Source organism: Pseudomonas sp. P5_152 (assembly GCF_033989915.1).
Taxonomy (GTDB): Bacteria; Pseudomonadota; Gammaproteobacteria; order Pseudomonadales; family Pseudomonadaceae; genus Aquipseudomonas.
The window spans coordinates 1096789-1116031 of record NZ_JASFAH010000002.1; the positions used below are offsets into that span (position 1 = coordinate 1096789).

At 61.2% G+C, this 19243-nt stretch carries 15 protein-coding genes; 6 read left to right on the plus strand and 9 right to left on the minus strand.

Features of this window, described 5'->3' with window-relative positions:
• The first annotated feature begins 3 nt into the window (after positions 1–3).
• The 3 genes from mfd to QMK50_RS04790 are packed head-to-tail and all read left to right on the plus strand — an operon-like array spanning position 4 to position 6732.
• Positions 4–3453, plus strand: coding sequence for a transcription-repair coupling factor (gene mfd, locus QMK50_RS04780; RefSeq protein WP_320332659.1), 3450 nt, complete (start codon positions 4–6; stop codon positions 3451–3453).
• A 10-nt stretch (positions 3454–3463) separates the two neighbouring features.
• The gene (locus tag QMK50_RS04785; protein ID WP_095165316.1) at positions 3464–4030 is read left to right on the plus strand and encodes a CsiV family protein; all 567 of its coding nucleotides are present in this window, start codon (positions 3464–3466) and stop codon (positions 4028–4030) included.
• Positions 4031–4041: 11 nt separating this feature from the next.
• Positions 4042–6732 carry a DEAD/DEAH box helicase gene (locus tag QMK50_RS04790; protein ID WP_320332660.1) on the plus strand — a complete coding sequence of 897 codons (2691 nt, stop codon included), beginning with the start codon at positions 4042–4044 and terminating at the stop codon, positions 6730–6732.
• Positions 6733–6814: 82 nt separating this feature from the next.
• Here the strand turns inward: QMK50_RS04790 and nagZ are convergent, their stop codons facing one another.
• Together nagZ and QMK50_RS04800 are read right to left on the minus strand one after the other, a co-directional pair.
• Complete coding sequence (gene nagZ / locus QMK50_RS04795) at positions 6815–7825, minus strand: beta-N-acetylhexosaminidase (RefSeq protein WP_159997035.1); 1011 nt, start codon at positions 7823–7825, stop codon at positions 6815–6817.
• Between the two features lie 197 nt (positions 7826–8022).
• Entirely contained in the window at positions 8023–8730 is a 708-nt protein-coding gene (locus tag QMK50_RS04800; RefSeq protein WP_320332661.1) for a TetR/AcrR family transcriptional regulator, read from the minus strand.
• A 252-nt stretch (positions 8731–8982) separates the two neighbouring features.
• Here QMK50_RS04800 and lexA point away from each other — a divergent pair, with 252 nt between their 5' ends.
• Together lexA and sulA are read left to right on the plus strand one after the other, a co-directional pair.
• Positions 8983–9591: a transcriptional repressor LexA gene (gene lexA / locus QMK50_RS04805; RefSeq protein ID WP_095165320.1), complete on the plus strand. Its 609-nt coding sequence runs from the start codon at positions 8983–8985 to the stop codon at positions 9589–9591.
• Between the two features lie 10 nt (positions 9592–9601).
• Complete coding sequence (gene sulA, locus QMK50_RS04810) at positions 9602–10075, plus strand: SOS-induced cell division inhibitor SulA (protein ID WP_159997039.1); 474 nt, start codon at positions 9602–9604, stop codon at positions 10073–10075.
• Positions 10076–10182: 107 nt separating this feature from the next.
• On the opposite strand, the gene QMK50_RS04815 is transcribed toward sulA, so the two are convergent.
• The 7 genes from QMK50_RS04815 to QMK50_RS04845 form a co-directional block, all read right to left on the minus strand.
• Positions 10183–10416: a hypothetical protein gene (locus QMK50_RS04815; RefSeq protein WP_095165324.1), complete on the minus strand. Its 234-nt coding sequence runs from the start codon at positions 10414–10416 to the stop codon at positions 10183–10185.
• A 140-nt stretch (positions 10417–10556) separates the two neighbouring features.
• Positions 10557–11078: a DUF6586 family protein gene (locus tag QMK50_RS04820; RefSeq protein ID WP_159997041.1), complete on the minus strand. Its 522-nt coding sequence runs from the start codon at positions 11076–11078 to the stop codon at positions 10557–10559.
• A gap of 143 nt (positions 11079–11221) precedes the next feature.
• A complete protein-coding gene (gene topA, locus QMK50_RS04825) occupies positions 11222–13843 on the minus strand; it encodes a type I DNA topoisomerase (protein WP_095165327.1) in 2622 nt (873 codons plus the stop codon).
• 114 nt (positions 13844–13957) lie between these two features.
• Entirely contained in the window at positions 13958–14194 is a 237-nt protein-coding gene (locus QMK50_RS04830; RefSeq protein ID WP_095165329.1) for a DUF1653 domain-containing protein, read from the minus strand.
• A gap of 99 nt (positions 14195–14293) precedes the next feature.
• Positions 14294–15469 carry an acetyl-CoA C-acyltransferase FadA gene (gene fadA, locus QMK50_RS04835; protein WP_095165331.1) on the minus strand — a complete coding sequence of 392 codons (1176 nt, stop codon included), beginning with the start codon at positions 15467–15469 and terminating at the stop codon, positions 14294–14296.
• Positions 15470–15500: 31 nt separating this feature from the next.
• A complete protein-coding gene (gene fadB / locus QMK50_RS04840; RefSeq protein ID WP_095165333.1) occupies positions 15501–17648 on the minus strand; it encodes a fatty acid oxidation complex subunit alpha FadB in 2148 nt (715 codons plus the stop codon).
• Positions 17649–18164: 516 nt separating this feature from the next.
• Entirely contained in the window at positions 18165–18602 is a 438-nt protein-coding gene (locus QMK50_RS04845) for a hypothetical protein (protein ID WP_095165335.1), read from the minus strand.
• Between the two features lie 104 nt (positions 18603–18706).
• Here QMK50_RS04845 and QMK50_RS04850 point away from each other — a divergent pair, with 104 nt between their 5' ends.
• Positions 18707–19144 carry a universal stress protein gene (locus QMK50_RS04850; RefSeq protein ID WP_095165337.1) on the plus strand — a complete coding sequence of 146 codons (438 nt, stop codon included), beginning with the start codon at positions 18707–18709 and terminating at the stop codon, positions 19142–19144.
• The last annotated feature ends 99 nt before the right edge of the window (positions 19145–19243 follow it).

The following is a 19243-nucleotide window of genomic DNA, read 5'->3' on the forward strand; positions in this document are numbered from 1 at the left end:
TCCGTGCCCGTTCTGCGTCTACCGCTTCTCCCTGCCGCGGCAGGTAAACAGCACTGGGGCAATCTGCCCGGTGCCGCCCTGAGCCTGGCCATTGCCGAGGCCGCCAGCGCTGCCAAGCGCTTTACCCTGCTACTGACCGCCGACAGCCAAAGCGCTGAGAGGCTGGAACAGGAGCTGAGTTTCTTCGCCCCCGATTTGCCGGTGCTGCATTTCCCTGACTGGGAAACCCTGCCCTACGATCTGTTTTCCCCGCACCAGGACATCATTTCCCAGCGCATCGCCAGCCTCTATCGCCTGCCCGAGCTGAGCCATGGCGTGCTGGTGGTGCCGATCACCACCGCCCTGCATCGCCTGGCGCCGACCAAGTTCCTGCTGGGCAGCAGCCTGGTGCTGGATATCGGCCAGAAGCTCGACGTCGAGCAAATGCGCACCCGCCTGGAAGCCACCGGCTATCGATACGTCGACACCGTGTACGAACATGGCGAATTCACTGTGCGCGGCTCGCTCATCGACCTGTTCCCGATGGGCAGCAAACTGCCCTATCGCATCGATCTGTTCGATGACGAAATCGAGACCCTGCGCACCTTCGATCCGGAAAACCAGCGCTCCATCGACAAGGTCGAATCGGTCAAGTTGCTGCCGGCCCGCGAGTTTCCGCTGCAGAAAGATGCAGTCACGCGCTTCAAGGCCCGCTTTCGTGAACGCTTCGATGTCGACTTCCGGCGCTGCCCGATCTTCCAGGACCTGAGCAGCGGGATCACCCCGGCCGGTATCGAGTACTACCTGCCGCTGTTCTTCGACGAAACCTCGACCCTGTTCGACTACCTGCCGCAGGACACCCAGGTGTTCTCCCTGCCGGGCATCGAACAGGCTGCGGAGAATTTCTGGAACGACGTGCGCAATCGCTACGAAGAGCGCCGCGTCGATCCTGCGCGACCTTTATTGCCGCCTGCCGAACTGTTCCTGCCGGTGGAAGACTGTTTTGCTCGCCTGAAAAACTGGCCGCGCGTGGTGGCCAGCCAACAGGATGTCGAAACCGGGGTCGGCCGCGAGCGCTTCCCGGCCCAGGCGCTGCCTAACCTGGCGATCGAAGCCAAAGCCAACCAGCCACTGGAAGCCCTGGCCGGCTTCCTCGACCAGTTCCCCGGCCGCGTGCTGTTCACCGCTGAATCGGCGGGGCGCCGCGAGGTGCTGCTGGAGTTGCTGGAACGCCTGAAGCTGCGGCCGAAAACCGTCGACAGCTGGCCGGACTTCGTCGTTGGCAAAGAACGCTTGGCGATCACCATCGCCCCACTCGACGAAGGCCTGTTACTGGACGACCCGGCCCTGGCCCTGATTGCCGAAAGCCCGCTGTTCGGTCAGCGCGTGATGCAGCGTCGGCGCCGGGAGAAACGCGCCGACGGCAACAACGACGCGGTGATCAAGAACCTCACCGAGCTGCGTGAAGGCGCGCCGGTGGTGCACATCGACCATGGGGTCGGCCGCTACCTGGGCCTGGCAACCCTGGAGATCGAAAACCAGGCCGCCGAATTCCTTACCCTTGAATACGCCGAGGGCGCCAAGTTGTATGTGCCGGTGGCCAACCTGCACCTGATCGCCCGCTACACCGGCAGCGACGACGCCCTGGCCCCGTTGCATCGCCTGGGCTCCGAAACCTGGCAGAAAGCCAAGCGCAAAGCCGCCGAACAGGTGCGCGACGTCGCCGCCGAGCTGCTCGACATCTATGCCCGTCGCGCCGCCCGCGAAGGTTATGCGTTCGCCGACCCGAAAGCCGACTACGCAACCTTCAGCGCCGGCTTCCCGTTCGAAGAAACCCCGGACCAGCAAACCACCATCGACGCCGTGCGCGCCGACATGCTCGCCCCCAAGCCGATGGATCGCCTGGTCTGCGGCGATGTCGGTTTCGGCAAGACCGAAGTGGCGATGCGCGCCGCCTTCATCGCCGTGCACGGCGGTCGCCAGGTGGCGATCCTGGTGCCGACCACCCTCCTCGCCCAGCAGCACTACAACAGCTTTCGCGATCGCTTCGCCGACTGGCCGGTGACCGTTGAGGTGATGAGCCGTTTCAAGTCGACCAAGGAGGTCAATGCCGCAGTGGCCGACCTGGCCGAGGGCAAGATCGACATCGTCATCGGCACCCACAAGCTGCTGCAGGACGACGTCAAGATCAAAAACCTCGGGCTGGTGATCATCGACGAAGAGCACCGCTTTGGCGTACGGCAGAAAGAACAACTCAAGGCCCTGCGCAGCGAAGTCGACATCCTGACCCTGACCGCCACGCCGATTCCGCGCACGCTGAACATGGCAGTGTCGGGCATGCGCGACCTGTCGATCATCGCCACGCCACCGGCGCGACGCCTGTCGGTACGCACCTTCGTCATGGAGCAGAACAAGAGCACGGTCAAAGAAGCCTTGCTCCGCGAGCTGCTGCGCGGCGGCCAGGTCTACTACCTGCACAACGATGTCAAGACCATCGAGAAATGCGCCGCCGACCTCGCCGAACTGGTGCCGGAAGCACGGATCGGCATCGGCCACGGGCAGATGCGTGAACGCGAACTCGAACAGGTGATGAGCGACTTCTACCACAAGCGCTTCAACGTGCTGATTGCCTCGACCATCATCGAGACCGGCATCGACGTGCCGAGCGCCAACACCATCATCATCGAGCGGGCCGACAAGTTCGGCCTGGCGCAGTTGCACCAATTACGCGGCCGCGTCGGACGTAGTCACCACCAGGCTTACGCCTACCTGCTGACACCGCCGCGCCAGCAAATCACCACGGACGCGGAAAAACGCCTGGAAGCCATCGCCAATACCCAGGACCTCGGCGCCGGTTTTGTGCTGGCCACCAACGACCTGGAAATCCGTGGCGCCGGCGAACTGCTGGGCGACGGCCAGAGCGGGCAGATCCAGGCCGTCGGCTTCACCCTGTACATGGAAATGCTCGAACGGGCCGTGAAGTCGATCCGCAAGGGCGAGCAACCGAACCTCGACCAGCCCTTGGGTGGCGGTCCGGAGGTCAACCTGCGGGTACCGGCCCTGATCCCCGAGGACTACCTGCCGGACGTGCACGCGCGCCTGATCCTGTACAAACGTATTGCCTCGGCTACCGACGAGGAAGGCCTCAAGGACCTGCAAGTGGAGATGATCGACCGCTTCGGCCTGCTCCCGGAGCCGACCAAGAACCTGGTGCGCATCACCGCGCTGAAACTGCAGGCCGAACAACTGGGGATCAAGAAGATCGATGGCGGCCCCCAGGGTGGCCGTATCGAGTTCGACTCGCAAACGCCGGTCGACCCGCTGACCCTGATCAAGCTGATCCAGAGCCAGCCCAAACGATACAAATTCGAAGGCGCCACGATGTTCAAGTTCCAGGTGCCGATGGAGCGCCCGGAAGAGCGCTTCAACACCGTAGAGGCGCTGCTAGAGCGCCTCATCCCGAAAACTGCTTGAAGGACGCCACATGCGCCTGTTTCGCTCACTGACCCTGTTGCTCACGCTGGTCGCCCCGACGGCATTTGCCGACAGCCTGTACCAGGTAGAAATGATCCTGGTGCGCCAGAACGCCGTACCCGCCGTGGCCAGCCGCGCCGCGCCGGAGGACTGGGCCGCCGGGGCACAGTCGATCAGCGCCGACAGCCTACGCACTCCGGCCCTCAACGCCGAAGTGGAAAAACTCGGCACCAGTGCCGACTACAGCGTGCTGCTGCATAAAACCTGGCAGCAGAACCTCGGCGAGACCTCGAGCAAAGTGGCGATCAGCGACGGCGAAGAGCAATACGGGCACTTCCCGATCGAGGGCACGCTGGATCTCAAGCTGGGTCGGTTTACCGACGTCAACGCCAGCTTCTGGGTCAATCAGTTCAGCAGCGATGGACTGGTCAGCGCCAGCGAACGCCTGCAACAGGAAAGCCACACCAAAAATGGCCAACTGAACTTTCTCGACAACGGCCACCTGGGCCTGCTGATCAAGATCACCTCGCTGACGGCACCGGCCCCGCAACAAGCGCCTGATGTCGTACCGGACTGATTGAAGTCCCTATGTCCCCGAGCCTGAGCAAACCCCTGGCCCCTTCCTGGGTCAGTCGATTCAAGGAACAGAGCCTGGAGCGCGGCCGTCGCTACGCCCTGGAGAACCGCGTCAGGATCGTCGAAGCCGGCGACAGCACCCTCACCGCCAGTTGCGAAGGCTCTGGCGGCAATGTCTACCGCCAGACCATCACCCTGCGCGAATCAGCCAAAAGCACCTTGCTGCTGGTGGAAGCCACCTGCAGTTGCCCGGTACGGGTCAACTGCAAGCACTGCGCCGCGGTGCTGCTCAAAGTCCAGGACACCCTGGAGTACCCGGCCGCCGCCAAGGACGCCCTGCTCCTGGAAAAACTCCAGGCCGTATTGGAGAACCGCGCGCCCGCGCCGTTGCCACAGCAGGTGCTGGACAATGTGCAACCACTGCCACGCCTGTGGCTGGCCAGCGTCGAGTTCAGCGCCTTCGAGCCACGCAATGGCAAGATGCAGCGCTACATCCAGCACCGCGCGGCACTCTCATTCAGCTACCTGGACGAGTACGTCAGCGGGCAGAAAAACAACGACGTGCTGATCCGCCAGGAACACCAGACCCTGCGCATCAAACGCCAGCCGGAAGTGGAAAAGCTCTACCGCGAGCAGTTGCGTATCCTCGGCTTCAAGGTCGCGACCCGGCAAAGCAAGGCCCTGCCGGAAAGTGCCGGCGAACTCTATGAGATGGTCAATGACAGCGCCTGGCTGACCTTCACCCTCAATGAGCTGCCCAAGCTGCGCAGCCAGGGCTGGGAGCTGGAGATCGACGAGGACTTCGGTTTCGACCTGACCACCGTCGACGACTGGTACGCCACGGTCGATGAGGCGCCGGAGCGCGACTGGTTCGACCTCGAGCTAGGGATCATCGTCAACGGCGAGCGCCTGAGCCTGCTGCCGATCCTGCTGAACCTGATGCGCTCGCATACCGAAATCCTCAACCCGGAACGCCTGGCCCGGCGCCGTGACGACGAACTGATCCTGGTGAACATTCCCCACCGCCCCAACTCCGAGCAGGGCCCGCTCCAAGTGGCCCTGCCGTTCGGCCGCTTGAAGCCGGTACTGGCGACCCTGGGCGAGTTCTATCTGCAAGAACCCGGCGAAACCAGCCTGCGCTTGAGCAGCGCCGACGCCACGCGCCTCAATCCACTGGAAGACCTGCCACTGCTATGGGAAGGCGGCGAGCACATCCGCTCCTTCGCCCAGCGCCTGCGAGACATCAAGGACTACAGCGCCGAGCCCCCGGTCGGTCTCAACGCGACGCTGCGCCCCTATCAGCTGGAAGGCCTGAGCTGGATGCAATCGCTGCGGGAACTGGAAGTCGGCGGGATCCTGGCGGACGACATGGGGCTGGGCAAAACCCTGCAGACCCTGGCCCACGTACTGACCGAGAAAAACGCCGGGCGCCTCGACCGGCCGTGCATGGTGGTGATGCCCACCAGCCTGATTCCCAACTGGCTCGACGAAGCCGCGCACTTCGCGCCCCAGCTCAAGGTCCTGGCACTGTATGGCGCCGCGCGCAAAAAACACTTCGATCACCTGGCCGACTACGACCTGATCCTCACCACTTATGCGCTGCTGCCCAAGGATGTCGAGCGCCTGGCCCAGCAACCCCTGCACATCCTGGTGCTCGACGAAGCGCAATACATCAAGAACCCCACCAGCAAGGCGGCGCAAGCGGCTCGCGAGCTGACTGCCCGGCAGCGCCTGTGCCTCAGTGGTACGCCCCTGGAAAACCACCTGGGCGAACTGTGGTCACTGTTCCACTTCCTGCTGCCCGGTTGGCTGGGGGATGTCAAAAGCTTCAACCGCGACTACCGCGTGCCAATTGAAAAGCGCGCCAGCGACGTCCGCCTGCAGCACCTCAATGGCCGGATCAAACCCTTCCTGCTGCGTCGCACCAAGGAACAGGTGGCCACCGAGCTGCCGCCAAAAACCGAAATCATCCACTGGGTCGACCTCAACGAGGCCCAGCGCGACGTTTATGAAACCATGCGCCTGGCGATGGACAAGAAAGTCCGCGACGAAATCACCCGCAAAGGCGTGGCCCGCAGCCAGATCATCATTCTCGAGGCGCTGCTCAAGTTGCGCCAGGTGTGCTGCGATCTACGCCTGGTCAATGACGCCGCCCTACCCACCCGCGGCAGCACTTCGGGCAAGCTGGACAGCCTGATGGAGATGCTTGAGGAGCTGTTCGAGGAGGGGCGCAAGATCCTACTGTTTTCCCAGTTCACCTCAATGCTCTCGCTGATCGAGCAGGAGTTGGAAAAACGCGGTATCGCCTACGCGCTGCTGACCGGGCAGACTCGGGATCGGCGCAGCCCGGTGAAGGATTTTCAGAGCGGCAAGCATCAGATCTTTCTGATTAGCCTCAAGGCTGGTGGCGTGGGCCTGAACCTGACCGAAGCCGACACCGTGATTCACTACGACCCATGGTGGAACCCGGCTACCGAGAACCAGGCCACGGACCGCGCGTACCGGATCGGCCAGGAGAAACCCGTGTTCGTCTACAAGATGATCGCCCGCGGCACGGTCGAGGAGAAAATCCAGCATCTGCAAAAGGAAAAATCCGACCTCGCCGCCGGCGTGCTGGACGGCCGCACCACGGGTGACTGGAAGCTGCAGAGCGACGACATTGACGCCCTGTTTGCGCCGCTGCCGGACAAGTCGAAGGTCTAGCAGAGCCTGACAGATCGCCATCGCGAGCAAGCCGCAAGCGGGTGCCCGCGATGGGTTCAACTCGGTAAGCGCAACCAAGCCCTCAATCGATCAACTGCGCATCCCTGAGCGCACCCAACGCCGCCAACCAGCGCGGGTCCTGGCGATAGTCGGTGCTGGCGAACGCCTGGCCGCGCATCCGCGCGATACGCGCAGACGGCTTGACCTTCAAGCGTTGCGCCGCGGTCAGTGCCAGCTCGGCTGCTGCCCGGTCATTGCACACCAGACCCATGTCGCAACCGGCAGTCAGCGCCGCCTCGATGCGACTGGCGGCATCTCCCACCACGTGGGCTCCAGCCATTGACAGGTCGTCACTGAAAATCACCCCATCAAACTGCAACTCGCCACGCAGAATGTCTTGCAGCCAGCGCCGCGAGAAACCTGCGGGTTGCGAATCGACCTGCGGGTAAATGACGTGGGCCGGCATCACCGCCGCCAGCTGTTTGCTCAAACGGGCGAACGGCACCAGGTCGTGGGCGCGGATCTGCTCCAGGCTGCGCTCATCATTAGGGATCGCCACGTGGGAATCCGCCTCGGCCCAGCCATGTCCCGGGAAGTGCTTGCCGGTGGCGGCCATGCCAGCCTGGTTCATGCCACGCATGAACGCGCCGGCGAGCAACGCCGCGCGCTCGGGATCACCCTCGAAGGAGCGCGTGCCGACCACCGCACTGCGCTGATAGTCCAGGTCCAGCACCGGGGCAAAGCTCAGGTCCAGGCCCACGGCCAGCACTTCGGTAGCCATGATCCAGCCACACTGCTCGGCCAGGTACTCGGCGTTCGGGTTATCGGCAATCGCCCGCATCGCTGGTAGCCGAACAAAACCCTGGCGCAGACGCTGCACCCGACCACCCTCCTGGTCCACTGCCAGCAATAGGTCGGGACGCACGGCGCGGATCGACGCGCTCAACTCGCGCACCTGGCGTGGATGCTCGATATTGCGAGCAAAAATGATCAGGCCACCCACCTCGGGCTGACGCAACAGTTGGCGATCTTCAGCCGTCAGCCAGGTACCGGCGACGTCTACCATCAACGAGCCTTGCAGGCCAGCAGTCATAAAAATTCCTTGATCTGGAAATGCGCGCGCGGCGCGTCTTGAAAGTCCCGAGCCCAACGCAGCCACGCAGCTTCGGCGCCACAGGCGATGCCCGGCAAAATGAGCGCGGTCGGGGAAACAGGGGACAGGGTTGAAACGGCAGTCGGCATGGGCGGCTAGCTTAGCGGATGTCCGCTGCCGCGCCCAGCCATACGCGGCTAAACCTTGGCGGCGGCCGGTACCGACTTGCTGCGTGGGCGCAGTTGCGCGGCAGCCATGCTGGCGTCGGTGACGCCGGTTTCGGCGCGCATACCTGCGGCCAGGAACGGCACCATCAGGCGCATCACCTGTTCGATCGAGGTATTGACGCCGAAATCGGTCTCGGCGATCGCACGCAGGGCCTTGATCCCGGACATGCTGAACGCCGCGGCCCCCAGCATGAAGTGCACCCGCCAGAACAGCTCGATAGGCGGAATACGCGGGGCGGCTTCGTTGACCAGCGTCATGTAGCGGCGGAACACCTTGCCGTACATATCTTCCAGGTAACGCCGCAAGTGCCCCTGGCTCTGGCTGAAGGCCAGGCCGAGCAAGCGCATGAAGATCGACAGGTCATTGCCGCTGCGTGGCTGGACCACCAGGGCTTGTTCGACGAGGATTTCCAGCAGTTCTTCCAGGCTCGGCTTGTTGTCCGGCTTGGCGGAACGCCGCTCCAGCTCACGATCGAGGCTGGTGCAGAACGGCCCGAGAAAACGCGAGAAGACTGCCTGGATCAAGGCCTTCTTGGAGCCGAAATGATAGTTCACCGCAGCCAGGTTGACCCCGGCCTTGCTGGTGATCAACCGCAATGAAGTTTCGGCAAAACCTTTTTCCGCGAACAACTGCTCGGCAGCATCGAGAATGCGTTCTACGGTTTCCGACTGGGCCATGGCTACTCCGCCTGACAAACACTTGTTTGAAACATACGTTTCAGCCTGTGTATTGTCAAGTCTGCCCGTCCGTTTTGGGAATGCTCAGTCAGCTATTTAACCATACAAGCTGCTGGCTGTAGCCAGTCCTACAACACCGGCAGCAGCGAACTGCCGGCCGACCGTCCGGCGGTCACCGCAAAAAGGAGGATTGCCAAGATCATTCCACTGTATATAATCCCAGTCACTGTATAAAAAGACAGAGCGATCGAGATGCTAAAACTGACGCCACGCCAAGCTGAGATTCTGGCTTTTATCAAACGTTGCCTCGAAGACAACGGTTATCCGCCAACCCGCGCGGAAATCGCCTTGGAACTCGGCTTCAAATCGCCCAATGCGGCGGAAGAACATCTCAAGGCCCTGGCCCGCAAGGGCGCTATCGAAATGACCCCCGGCGCATCGCGCGGCATTCGTATTCCTGGTTTCGAGGCCAAGGCCGACGAATCCACCCTGCCGATCATTGGCCGGGTCGCCGCCGGTGCACCAATCCTCGCCCAGCAGCACATCGAAGAGTCCTGCAACATCAACCCGGCCTTCTTTCATCCGCGCGCCGACTACCTGTTGCGCGTACACGGCATGAGCATGAAGGACGTCGGGATACTCGACGGCGACCTGCTGGCCGTCCACACCACTCGCGAGGCCCGCAACGGCCAGATTGTCGTCGCACGCATTGGCGATGAAGTCACCGTCAAACGCTTCAAGCGTGATGGCAGCAAGGTCTGGCTGATGGCCGAAAACCCCGAGTTCGCCCCGATCGAAGTGAACCTGAAAGATCAGGACCTGGTGATCGAAGGCTTGAGTGTCGGCGTCATTCGCCGATAAAGGAGGCGTTATGCAGTTCCCACACACACCACAGCCCGCCCAACTGCCGTTGTTCGAAGCGTTCATGGCCCAGCCACTGGCGCCGATCCTCAAAGACGTGGTCGAGGCGCCCTGGAGCGCCGAACCTGAAGCATTCAGCGAGCTGTCTCTACGTGGTGCGGCCGGGAACTGCCTGAGCCTCCTGGCGCCGATCCTCAGGGAGTTGAGCCAGGACCAGGACGCCCGCTGGCTGACCCTTATCGCCCCTCCAGCCAGCCTGACCCAAGCCTGGCTGCGCGATGCAGGCCTGAACCGCGAGCGCATTCTCCTGCTCCACCCACGCGGCACGCAAAGCGCCCAGCAACTGGCCTGCGAAGCCCTGCGCCTGGGCCGCAGCCACACCGTTGTCAGCTGGCTGAACCCGCTGAACAGCAGCGCGCGGCAACAGTTGATCGGCGCCGCACGTATCGGCGATGCACAAAGTCTGAATATTCGATTGGGCTAAGTAGCAGCCAGGGCGCACGCGTTAGACGCAGGGCTTCTCCAGGGCAGAGAAGCCAATCTGTAACGAAGATCTGTAAGGATACTTACGAAAAAAGCCGACAGACGGAATCAATGCAGAATCCGCGGCCCCTCTTCCTTTTCAAAATCGCCTTCAACCAGGCGCCCAGCCATCTGCACACCCACGCTCAACATCGCCTTGGCGACTTCAACGTGCTGGCCTTGCAGGAACGCCTTGGCATCTTCCGAGAAGTCCAGCGTCACCAGGGAACCCTCGTCCTCAGCCCTGCGCAGTTCAATTCGGCCGTCTGGCAGTTCGACAATTTCTAGAAAGGACGTTGGCATAAAGGTCTGTTCTCCACGAAAGGCGGGGATTATATAGGCATCGGTGATGCTTCGCTCAGGATATTGACCGACAGCATGTAACCGAAACCCTTGTTTGAGATCATCCCTGACCCTTGCTGCTCAGCTTCCTGCCGGATGTTTCAGCACTCGTTCAAGCCTTCACGGAAACGCAGTGCCAGGCTCTTGAGGTTCTGGCGCCAGCTTTCCAGTTCTTCCCTGCTCAGCTCCTCTTCAGGCTCCTCATCGAGACTCACCGCCACGATTAGCGGTTGCGTCACGTCGCCCTTGGGCTTGTGCGGTGCACGAGGCGGCTGAAAAAGCGCGGTGTGGGCCGCCAACAGCTTGGCCAGCCAGGTTTCACGATTGCGGGCCAGCTCGACCATTTCCGCCAGCTCTGGGATGGCCAGGGTCTCGAGCACCTCAGGGGTCAGCAAGAGCTCCGCCCGAGGTGCATTGGCCTGCGGCAGGCGGTAGAACCCGGCGATCTCATGGCACAGCCCCAGCAACGCGCCGTACAAGTGAAACAGCGCTGACTCGCGCCCGGCCTGGATCAGCGCCGGGGAGTTCATCGCCCTCCCGTCTTCCGCTCGGGCCAGGGCCTCTAGCGACAAGCCGGCGAAGTAGATTTTCTGGTTGGTGCGGGTATAGAGCTCAAAGGCCATGACGGCAGTCTCCACAACGAAATAGGACGCGTAATGCTGGCCTGACAGTGTCACGGATCAGACAAGGCATCCGCAAGCCCAAAACAAAGGCCGCATGCTCACCCGAGGGTAGGCATGCGGCCTGCTTGTAACGCGCTGCCGGCTTACTTGGCTACGCGCTTGTCTTCAACCACCCATTTGCCGCCGTCGTAGAAGGCCTTCCAACCGGTTGGCTTGCCCTCGACTTCAGTCTGCACGTACTGCTCCTTGGTCTTGCGGCTGTAGCGAATCACGGCTGGCAGGCCATCCGGATCCTTCTTCGGCGCTTCACAGAGGAAGTGGTACTTGGGATCGATCTCGTCCTTGTGGGGCACGATCTCGATCACCAGCGGGGCACGGGTCTCGCGGTTTTTCGGGAACTGGCTGGCCGCCAGGAACAGGCCGGAAGCACCGTCGCGCAGGATGTAGGTGTCGTTGACCTTCTCGCACTTGAGCTCGGGCATCTTCACCGGGTCCATCTTCGGCGGCGCCGCGTCACCGCTTTTCAGCAGTTTGCGGGTGTTCTTGCAGGTGGCGTTGGTGCAACCGAAGAACTTGCCGAAACGGCCGGTCTTGAGCTGCATTTCGCTGCCACACTTATCGCATTCCAGGCTCGGGCCTTCGTAGCCCTTGATCCGGTAGCTGCCCTGCTCGATCTCGTAGCCATCGCAATCGGGGTTGTTCCCGCAGATGTGCAGCTTGCGCTTCTCATCCAGCAGGTAAGCATCCATCGCGGTGCTGCAGATCGGGCAACGGTGCTTGCCACGCAGCACCAGGGACTCCGACTCGCCCTCGTCGTCCGCGGCGATTTCATCGCCCGGCACCAGGTTGACGGTGGCCTTGCAGCGTTCTTTCGGCGGCAGGCTGTAGCCCGAGCATCCGAGGAACACGCCGGTCGACGCGGTACGGATCTGCATCGGGCGACCGCAGGTCACGCACGGGATATCGGTCATTACCGGCTGGTTGGCCCGCATGCCGTGCTCCGGACTCTCGGCCACTTCGAGCTTCTTCTTGAAGTCGCCGTAGAACTCGTCCAGCACGCTTTTCCAGTCACGCTCGCCCTGGGCGACGTCATCGAGGTTCTCTTCCATGCCGGCGGTAAAGCCGTAGTCCATGAGGTTGGAGAAGCTCTCGGACAGACGCTCGGTGACGATGTCACCCATTTTTTCCGAATAGAAACGACGGTTGTGCAGCGCGACGTAGCCACGGTCCTGGATGGTCGAAATGATTGCCGCATAGGTCGACGGACGACCGATACCGCGTTTTTCCATTTCCTTGACCAGGCTCGCTTCCGAGTAGCGCGCCGGCGGCTTGGTGAAGTGCTGGCTGGGATCAAGCTTGATCAGCTTCAGCACATCGCCCTGGGCCATGTCCGGCAGCACATCATCGTCGCCCGGCTTGGCCATTTGCGGCATCACGCGGGTATAGCCGTCGAACTTCAGGATACGGCCCTTGGCACGCAGCTCGAAGCCACTGGCAGCGACGCTGACGGTGGTCGACAGGTATTTGGCCGGCAGCATCTGGCAGGCGACGAATTGGCGCCAGATCAGCTCGTAGAGACGCTCAGCATCACGTTCCATGCCCGACAGCTTGCTTGGATCGGTATTCACGTCGGAAGGACGAATCGCTTCGTGAGCCTCCTGGGCGCCTTCCTTGCTGCTGTAGACATTCGGGGTTTCCGGCAGGTACTTGCCGCCGAACTCGCCTTCGATATAAGTGCGCGCCATCGCCACGGCATCGGCCGAGAGGTTGGTCGAGTCGGTACGCATATAAGTGATGTAGCCGGCTTCGTACAGACGCTGGGCCATCATCATGGTTTTCTTCACACCGAAGCCCAGGCGGTTACTGGCGGCCTGCTGCAGGGTGGAGGTGATGAACGGGGCCGACGGCTTGCTGCTGGTCGGCTTGTCTTCACGCTTGGCAATGGTGTAGCTGGACGACTTGAGCTTTTCCAGGGCCGCCATGGCCTGGGCTTCGTTGAGCGGCTTGAAGGCTTCACCGTTTTCACGGGCCACTTCAAAACGCACGTTGGCGCCCTTGGCGGTGCCGAGGTCAGCGTGGACTTCCCAGTACTCTTCGGGGTTGAACGCACGAATCTCGCGCTCACGCTCCACCACCAGCTTCACGGCAACCGACTGGACACGGCCGGCCGACAGGCCACGGGCGATCTTCGACCACAGCAGCGGCGAGACCATGTAGCCCACTACGCGGTCGAGGAAGCGCCGTGCTTGCTGGGCGTTGACCCGGTCGATATCCAGCTCGCCTGGCTGGGAGAAGGCTTCCTGGATCGCCTTCTTGGTGATTTCGTTGAACACCACGCGCTTGTAGCGGCTGTCATCCCCACCGATGGCTTCGCGCAGGTGCCAGGCAATGGCTTCCCCTTCGCGGTCCAAGTCCGTTGCGAGATAGATGGTGTCGGCGTCCTTGGCGAGCCGACGCAGTTCTTCGATGACCTTTTCCTTGCCCGGGAGGATCTCGTACTTGGCTTTCCAGCCGTGGTCCGGATCGACACCCATGCGCGCAACCAGTTGCTTGCGCGCTTTTTCCTTAGGCGACAGCGCCGGCACTTCACCAGCAGCGGCCTTGCCGCGCTTGGCGGCTGGCTCTTTGCTGGCGCTAGCCGAACCGCTGGTGGGCAGGTCTCGGATATGGCCGATACTCGACTTCACCACGTATTGGTTGCCCAGATACTTGTTGATGGTCTTGGCCTTAGCCGGGGATTCCACAATGACCAGCGATTTGCCCATGGATCAGAAAATTCCTGAATTCGAGAAGTGAAAGGCGATTGGCGCCTGACGCGGCACCGCTATATATAGTGGCAACAAGGTGAGGTCAAGCGCAGGGTTCTGCGCGACTTGCGCTTATGGCCGGGAAAAAAGGCTGGGTTCGGCCTGCACCAAAGCAAAGCGCGGGACCTGCTCGCCGTCAACTTCGACCGACTCCAGGAACATGCTCAAAGGGCGCACCCAAAAGCCGTAATCGCCATACAGGGCTTGGTAGAAGACCACTTCTTCTTCGGTTTCGGAGTGCCGTGCAACGTTGAAAACACGGTACTGCGGACCTTTGTAATGCTGGTAGAGCCCGGGTTGGATCGGCATGCTCTGGGCCTCGTTCAAATACGTCGAAATAAAAAACAAAAAAATCTTCAGAAAAACAAAAACCGGGGCACTTGGCCCCGGCTTCCGTCAACGCAACGCTTAAACGCGTTCGAAGACGGTGGCAATGCCCTGGCCGAGGCCAATGCACATGGTCGATACACCGAAGGTGCCGCCATTCTGCTTCATGACATTGAGCAGGGTGCCGGAGATACGCGCACCGGAACAACCGAATGGGTGACCCAGGGCGATCGCGCCGCCGTGCAGGTTAACCTTCTCGTTCATCTTGTCGAGCACTTTCAAATCTTTCAGCACCGGCAGGGCCTGTGCAGCGAAAGCTTCGTTGAGTTCGAAGAAGTCGATGTCGGAGATGCTCAGACCCGCGCGCTTCAGTGCTTTTTGTGTCGCCGGTACTGGACCATAGCCCATGATCGCCGGATCCACACCCGCCACTGCCATCGAACGGATCACCGCCATTGGCTGGATACCCAGGTCCTGGGCACGCTGCGCCGACATCACGATCATGCACGAAGCACCATCGGTGATCTGCGACGAAGTACCGGCGGTCACGGTGCCGCCCTTTGGATTGAACGCTGGCTTCAGAGCCGCCAGGCTTTCCAGGGTGGTTTCCGGACGAATGGTTTCGTCGTAGTCGAACAGTTTCAGGAAACCGTTCTCGTCGTAGCCCTGCATCGGGATGATTTCGTCCTTGAACTTGCCTTCCACGGTCGCCTTGTGGGCGAGTTGGTGGGAGCGCACGCCGAAGGCATCCTGCTGCTCACGGGTAATGCCGTGCATCTTGCCGAGCATTTCCGCGGTCAGGCCCATCATGCCCGAGGCTTTCGCCGCGTACAGCGACATGTGCGGGTTCGGATCGACACCGTGCATCATGCTCACGTGACCCATATGCTCGACGCCGCCGACGACAAATACGTCACCGTTGCCGGTCATGATTGCTTGCGCGGCAGTGTGCAGCGCACTCATCGACGAGCCACACAGGCGGCTGACGGTCTGGCCGGCAGCGGTGTGCGGGATCTGCGTCATCAGGGACGCCATGCGGGCGATGTTCCAGCCCTGCTCCAGGGTCTGGTTGACGCAGCCCCAGATCACGTCCTCGACTTCGCTCGGATCGACCTTGACGTTGCGTTCCAGCAGTTTGCTGATCAGGTGCGCCGACATGTCTTCAGCGCGGGTGTTGCGGTGCATGCCGCCCTTGGAGCGGCCCATCGGAGTACGACCGAAGTCGACAATCACGACGTCTCTAGGATTCAAGCTCATAAAATTTCACTCTCGCTCAAAAGTTGGACGCTTAACCGAAGAACCGCTGGCCAGTCTTGGCCATCTCACGCAGTTTTGCGGTCGGGTGGTACAGCGCGCCCAAATCAGCGTACTGGTCAGCCAGGGCAACGAACTCGGCAACACCGAGCGAATCGATGTAGCGCAGTGCGCCGCCACGGAATGGAGGGAAACCAATACCGTAGACCAGACCCATGTCGGCTTCGGCAGCAGTCTCGACAATGCCGTCTTCCAGGCAACGCACGGTTTCCAGGCACAGCGGGATCATCATCCAGTTGATGATGTCTTCGTCAGTGACTTCGCGCTGCTCGTAAACGATTGGCTTGAGCACTTCCAGTACCGACGGGTCGGCCACTTTCTTCTGCTTGCCACGCTTGTCGGTCTCGTAGGCGTAGAAGCCCTTGCCGTTCTTCTGGCCCAGGCGCTTGGCTTCGTAGAGCACGTCAACGGCCGAACGACGGTCGTCTTTCATGCGGTCCGGGAAGCCTTCAGCCATCACGTCACGACCGTGGTGACCGGTGTCGATGCCGACCACGTCCATCAGGTACGCCGGGCCCATCGGCCAGCCGAATTTTTCCATGATCTTGTCGATGCGCACGAAGTCCACACCGGCGCTGACCAGCTTGGCGAAGCCGCCGAAGTACGGGAACAGCACGCGGTTGACCAAGAAGCCCGGGCAGTCGTTGACCACGATCGGGTTCTTGCCCATTTTCTTGGCGTAGGCAACGGTGGTGGCCACCGCCAGCTCGCTGGACTTCTCGCCACGAATCACTTCCACCAGCGGCATCATGTGCACCGGGTTGAAGAAGTGCATGCCGACGAAGTTTTCCGGACGCTTGAGGGCCTTGGCCAGCAGGCTGATGGAAATGGTCGAGGTGTTGGACGCGAGGATGGTGTCCTCTTTGACCTGATCTTCGACTTCAGCCAGCACGGCTTGCTTGACCTTCGGGTTCTCGACCACGGCTTCAACCACCAGGTCGACGTGACCGAAGTCGCCGTAGGACAAGGTAGGACGAATGCCGTTGAGCACTTCAGCCATTTTCGCGGCGGTCATGCGACCTTTATCAACGCGGCCCACCAGCAGCTTGGCGGCTTCTGCCAGGCCCTGCTCGATACCGTGCTCATTGATGTCTTTCATCAGGATCGGCGTGCCTTTGGACGCCGACTGATACGCGATACCGCCGCCCATGATACCGGCGCCCAATACGGCAGCCTGCTTCACGTCCTTGGCGATTTCGTCGTAGGCCTTGGCCTTTTTCTTCAGCTCCTGATCGTTCAGGAACAGACCGATCAAGCTCTGCGCAGCAGAGGTCTTGGCCAGTTTGACGAAACCGGCAGCTTCGATTTCCAGGGCCTTGTCGCGACCGAAGTTCGCGGCCTTCTGGATGGTCTTGATCGCTTCAACCGGCGCCGGGTAGTTCGGGCCCGCTTGACCGGCGACAAAACCCTTGGCGGTTTCGAACGCCATCATTTGCTCAATGGCGTTGAGCTTGAGCTTTTCCAGCTTCGGCTGACGCTTGGCCTTGTAGTCGAACTCGCCGGAAATGGCGCGCTTGATCAGTTCCAGCGCAGCTTCCTGCAGTTTGTCGGCTTCAACCACCGCATCCACCGCACCGACTTTCAGTGCGTCTTCAGGACGGTTTTCCTTGCCGGCGGCAATCCACTCGATGGCGTTGTCGGCACCGATGATGCGCGGCAGACGCACGGTACCGCCGAAGCCCGGGTAGATGCCCAGCTTGACTTCCGGCAGACCGATCTTGGCCTTGGTGGACATGACGCGGTAATCCGCCGCCAGGCACATTTCCAGGCCGCCACCCAGCGCGATGCCATTGATCGCGGCGACGGTTGGCACGTTGAGGTCTTCGAAATCGCTGAAAATCTTGTTGGCTTCGAGGTTGCCAGCAACCAGCTCGGCATCCGGCAGCTTGAAGTTGTCGACGAACTCAGTGATGTCGGCGCCGACGATGAACACGTCTTTACCGCTGCTGACGATCACGCCCTTGACCGACGCATCTGCCTTGATGGCGTCCACGGCCTGACGCAGTTCGTTCAGGGTTAGACGGTTGAACTTGTTGACGGACTCACCCTTGAGGTCGAACTTCAGTTCGACGATGCCACTTTCAAGAGCCTTAACCGTGATGGCTTTACCTTCGTAAATCATCAACTGATCTCCACGATATGGAAGCTGAACAGTACACGTCGGACGCTGATGTCCTGGCTGGGCATGGACGCTACTGTCGATGCTAACGCCATTCCACCAGGCACACCCGCCAACGCGATAGTCGGGATTCTGTAGGAGCGTTCTGACATACAAACGCTCAATTCATACGCCCGTTTGATTTGGGTACGCCACCTTCACGGAATTTCCGACAATTGTCAATCGCCCAAAACGTTGGTTTAAACGCGACTTTGCGGTCATTTCCGTACCACGAAGACCAGCAACACGCGGCTGCATGTACTGTCATTCATAGAATCAATATTTAGAATCGTCGCCCTAATCTGCGGCAGGCGTTGCTTTAGCAGCTACGCTGGCAGGGGCGATAGAGGAAAAATCAGCGCGCCGGGAGGGAAACCGAGCGCAGGATCAGTACGACAGAAAATTTCCGGCCTGCCTGGCCAACTCCAGCCCGATGCTGATTGTCGGGCTTTTTATTGCCGATCATTAAACGCCCTGCGCTCAAGCAAGCGCCTTGAGGGTGGCATCGATCTGCTGCAGTACCTGGGATTCGCCCTTCTCACCCCAATACAAGGTGATCATCTGCTTGTCCGCCTCGACCTTGTACACGTTGCCTGGCAACTTTTCGAAATGAATCAGCAAGGCCGGATCCTCGCAGGGCTCCTGCCACTGATTGACCCACTGCCCAGGAGTTTTCTGCCAGTAGCTCCAGCACGCCGGCCGAGTGCCCCGGCGCGGCCGATGGTACTGCGCGCACGGGCTAGGGGGCTCCGGTTGCAGCCAGTGCGGCCACTCCTGCGGCGCCAGTTGCATGGCCAGGCCGATGCGTCGCGCCTCCATGCGCAAAGCCATCCTGCCGCCCTGGCGACGCGACGGCGCGAGCCATGCCAGGGGGCTGAGCATTACCGCAAGGATTGACACCACTATCCAGACCGTCATATCTGTACTCCCGATTCTTGATGGGCGCATTGATCTCTGTCGAAACCAATACGCTTGAAACCAGCCATACTTACCCTTATCGCAATCCTCAGGAGGTGCACCCCATGCCCTACCACCATATTCTGGTCGCCGTCGATCTAACCGAAGAGTGCGATCCGGTGATTCACCGCGCTCGCGAGCTGGCAGTGGGCAACAGCGCCAAACTGTCCCTGGTGCACATCGTCGAACCAATGGCCATGGCCTTTGGTGGTGACGTGCCGATGGACCTGTCGCAACTGCAACAACAACAGTTCGACCAGGCCAAGGAACGCCTCGAGCGCCTGATCCTCAAGTATCCGGAACTGACCAAGGACTGCAGCCACCTGACCTACGGCCAGCCGCGCCAGGAAATCCACCATTTCGCCAAGGAACAGGCGTGCGACCTGATCGTGGTTGGCAGCCATGGTCGCCACGGCCTGGCATTGCTACTGGGTTCCACCGCCAACGACGTACTGCACGGCGCGCCGTGCGATGTGCTGGCGGTACGCCTGGTCAAAAGCTGACACGCCCCCTGTAGGAGCGAGCTTGCTCGCGATGGTCGTCAACGATGACGCGTCAAGCCTGATTCAGCGCGGCGTCCTTACGTCCTTCGCGAGCAAGCC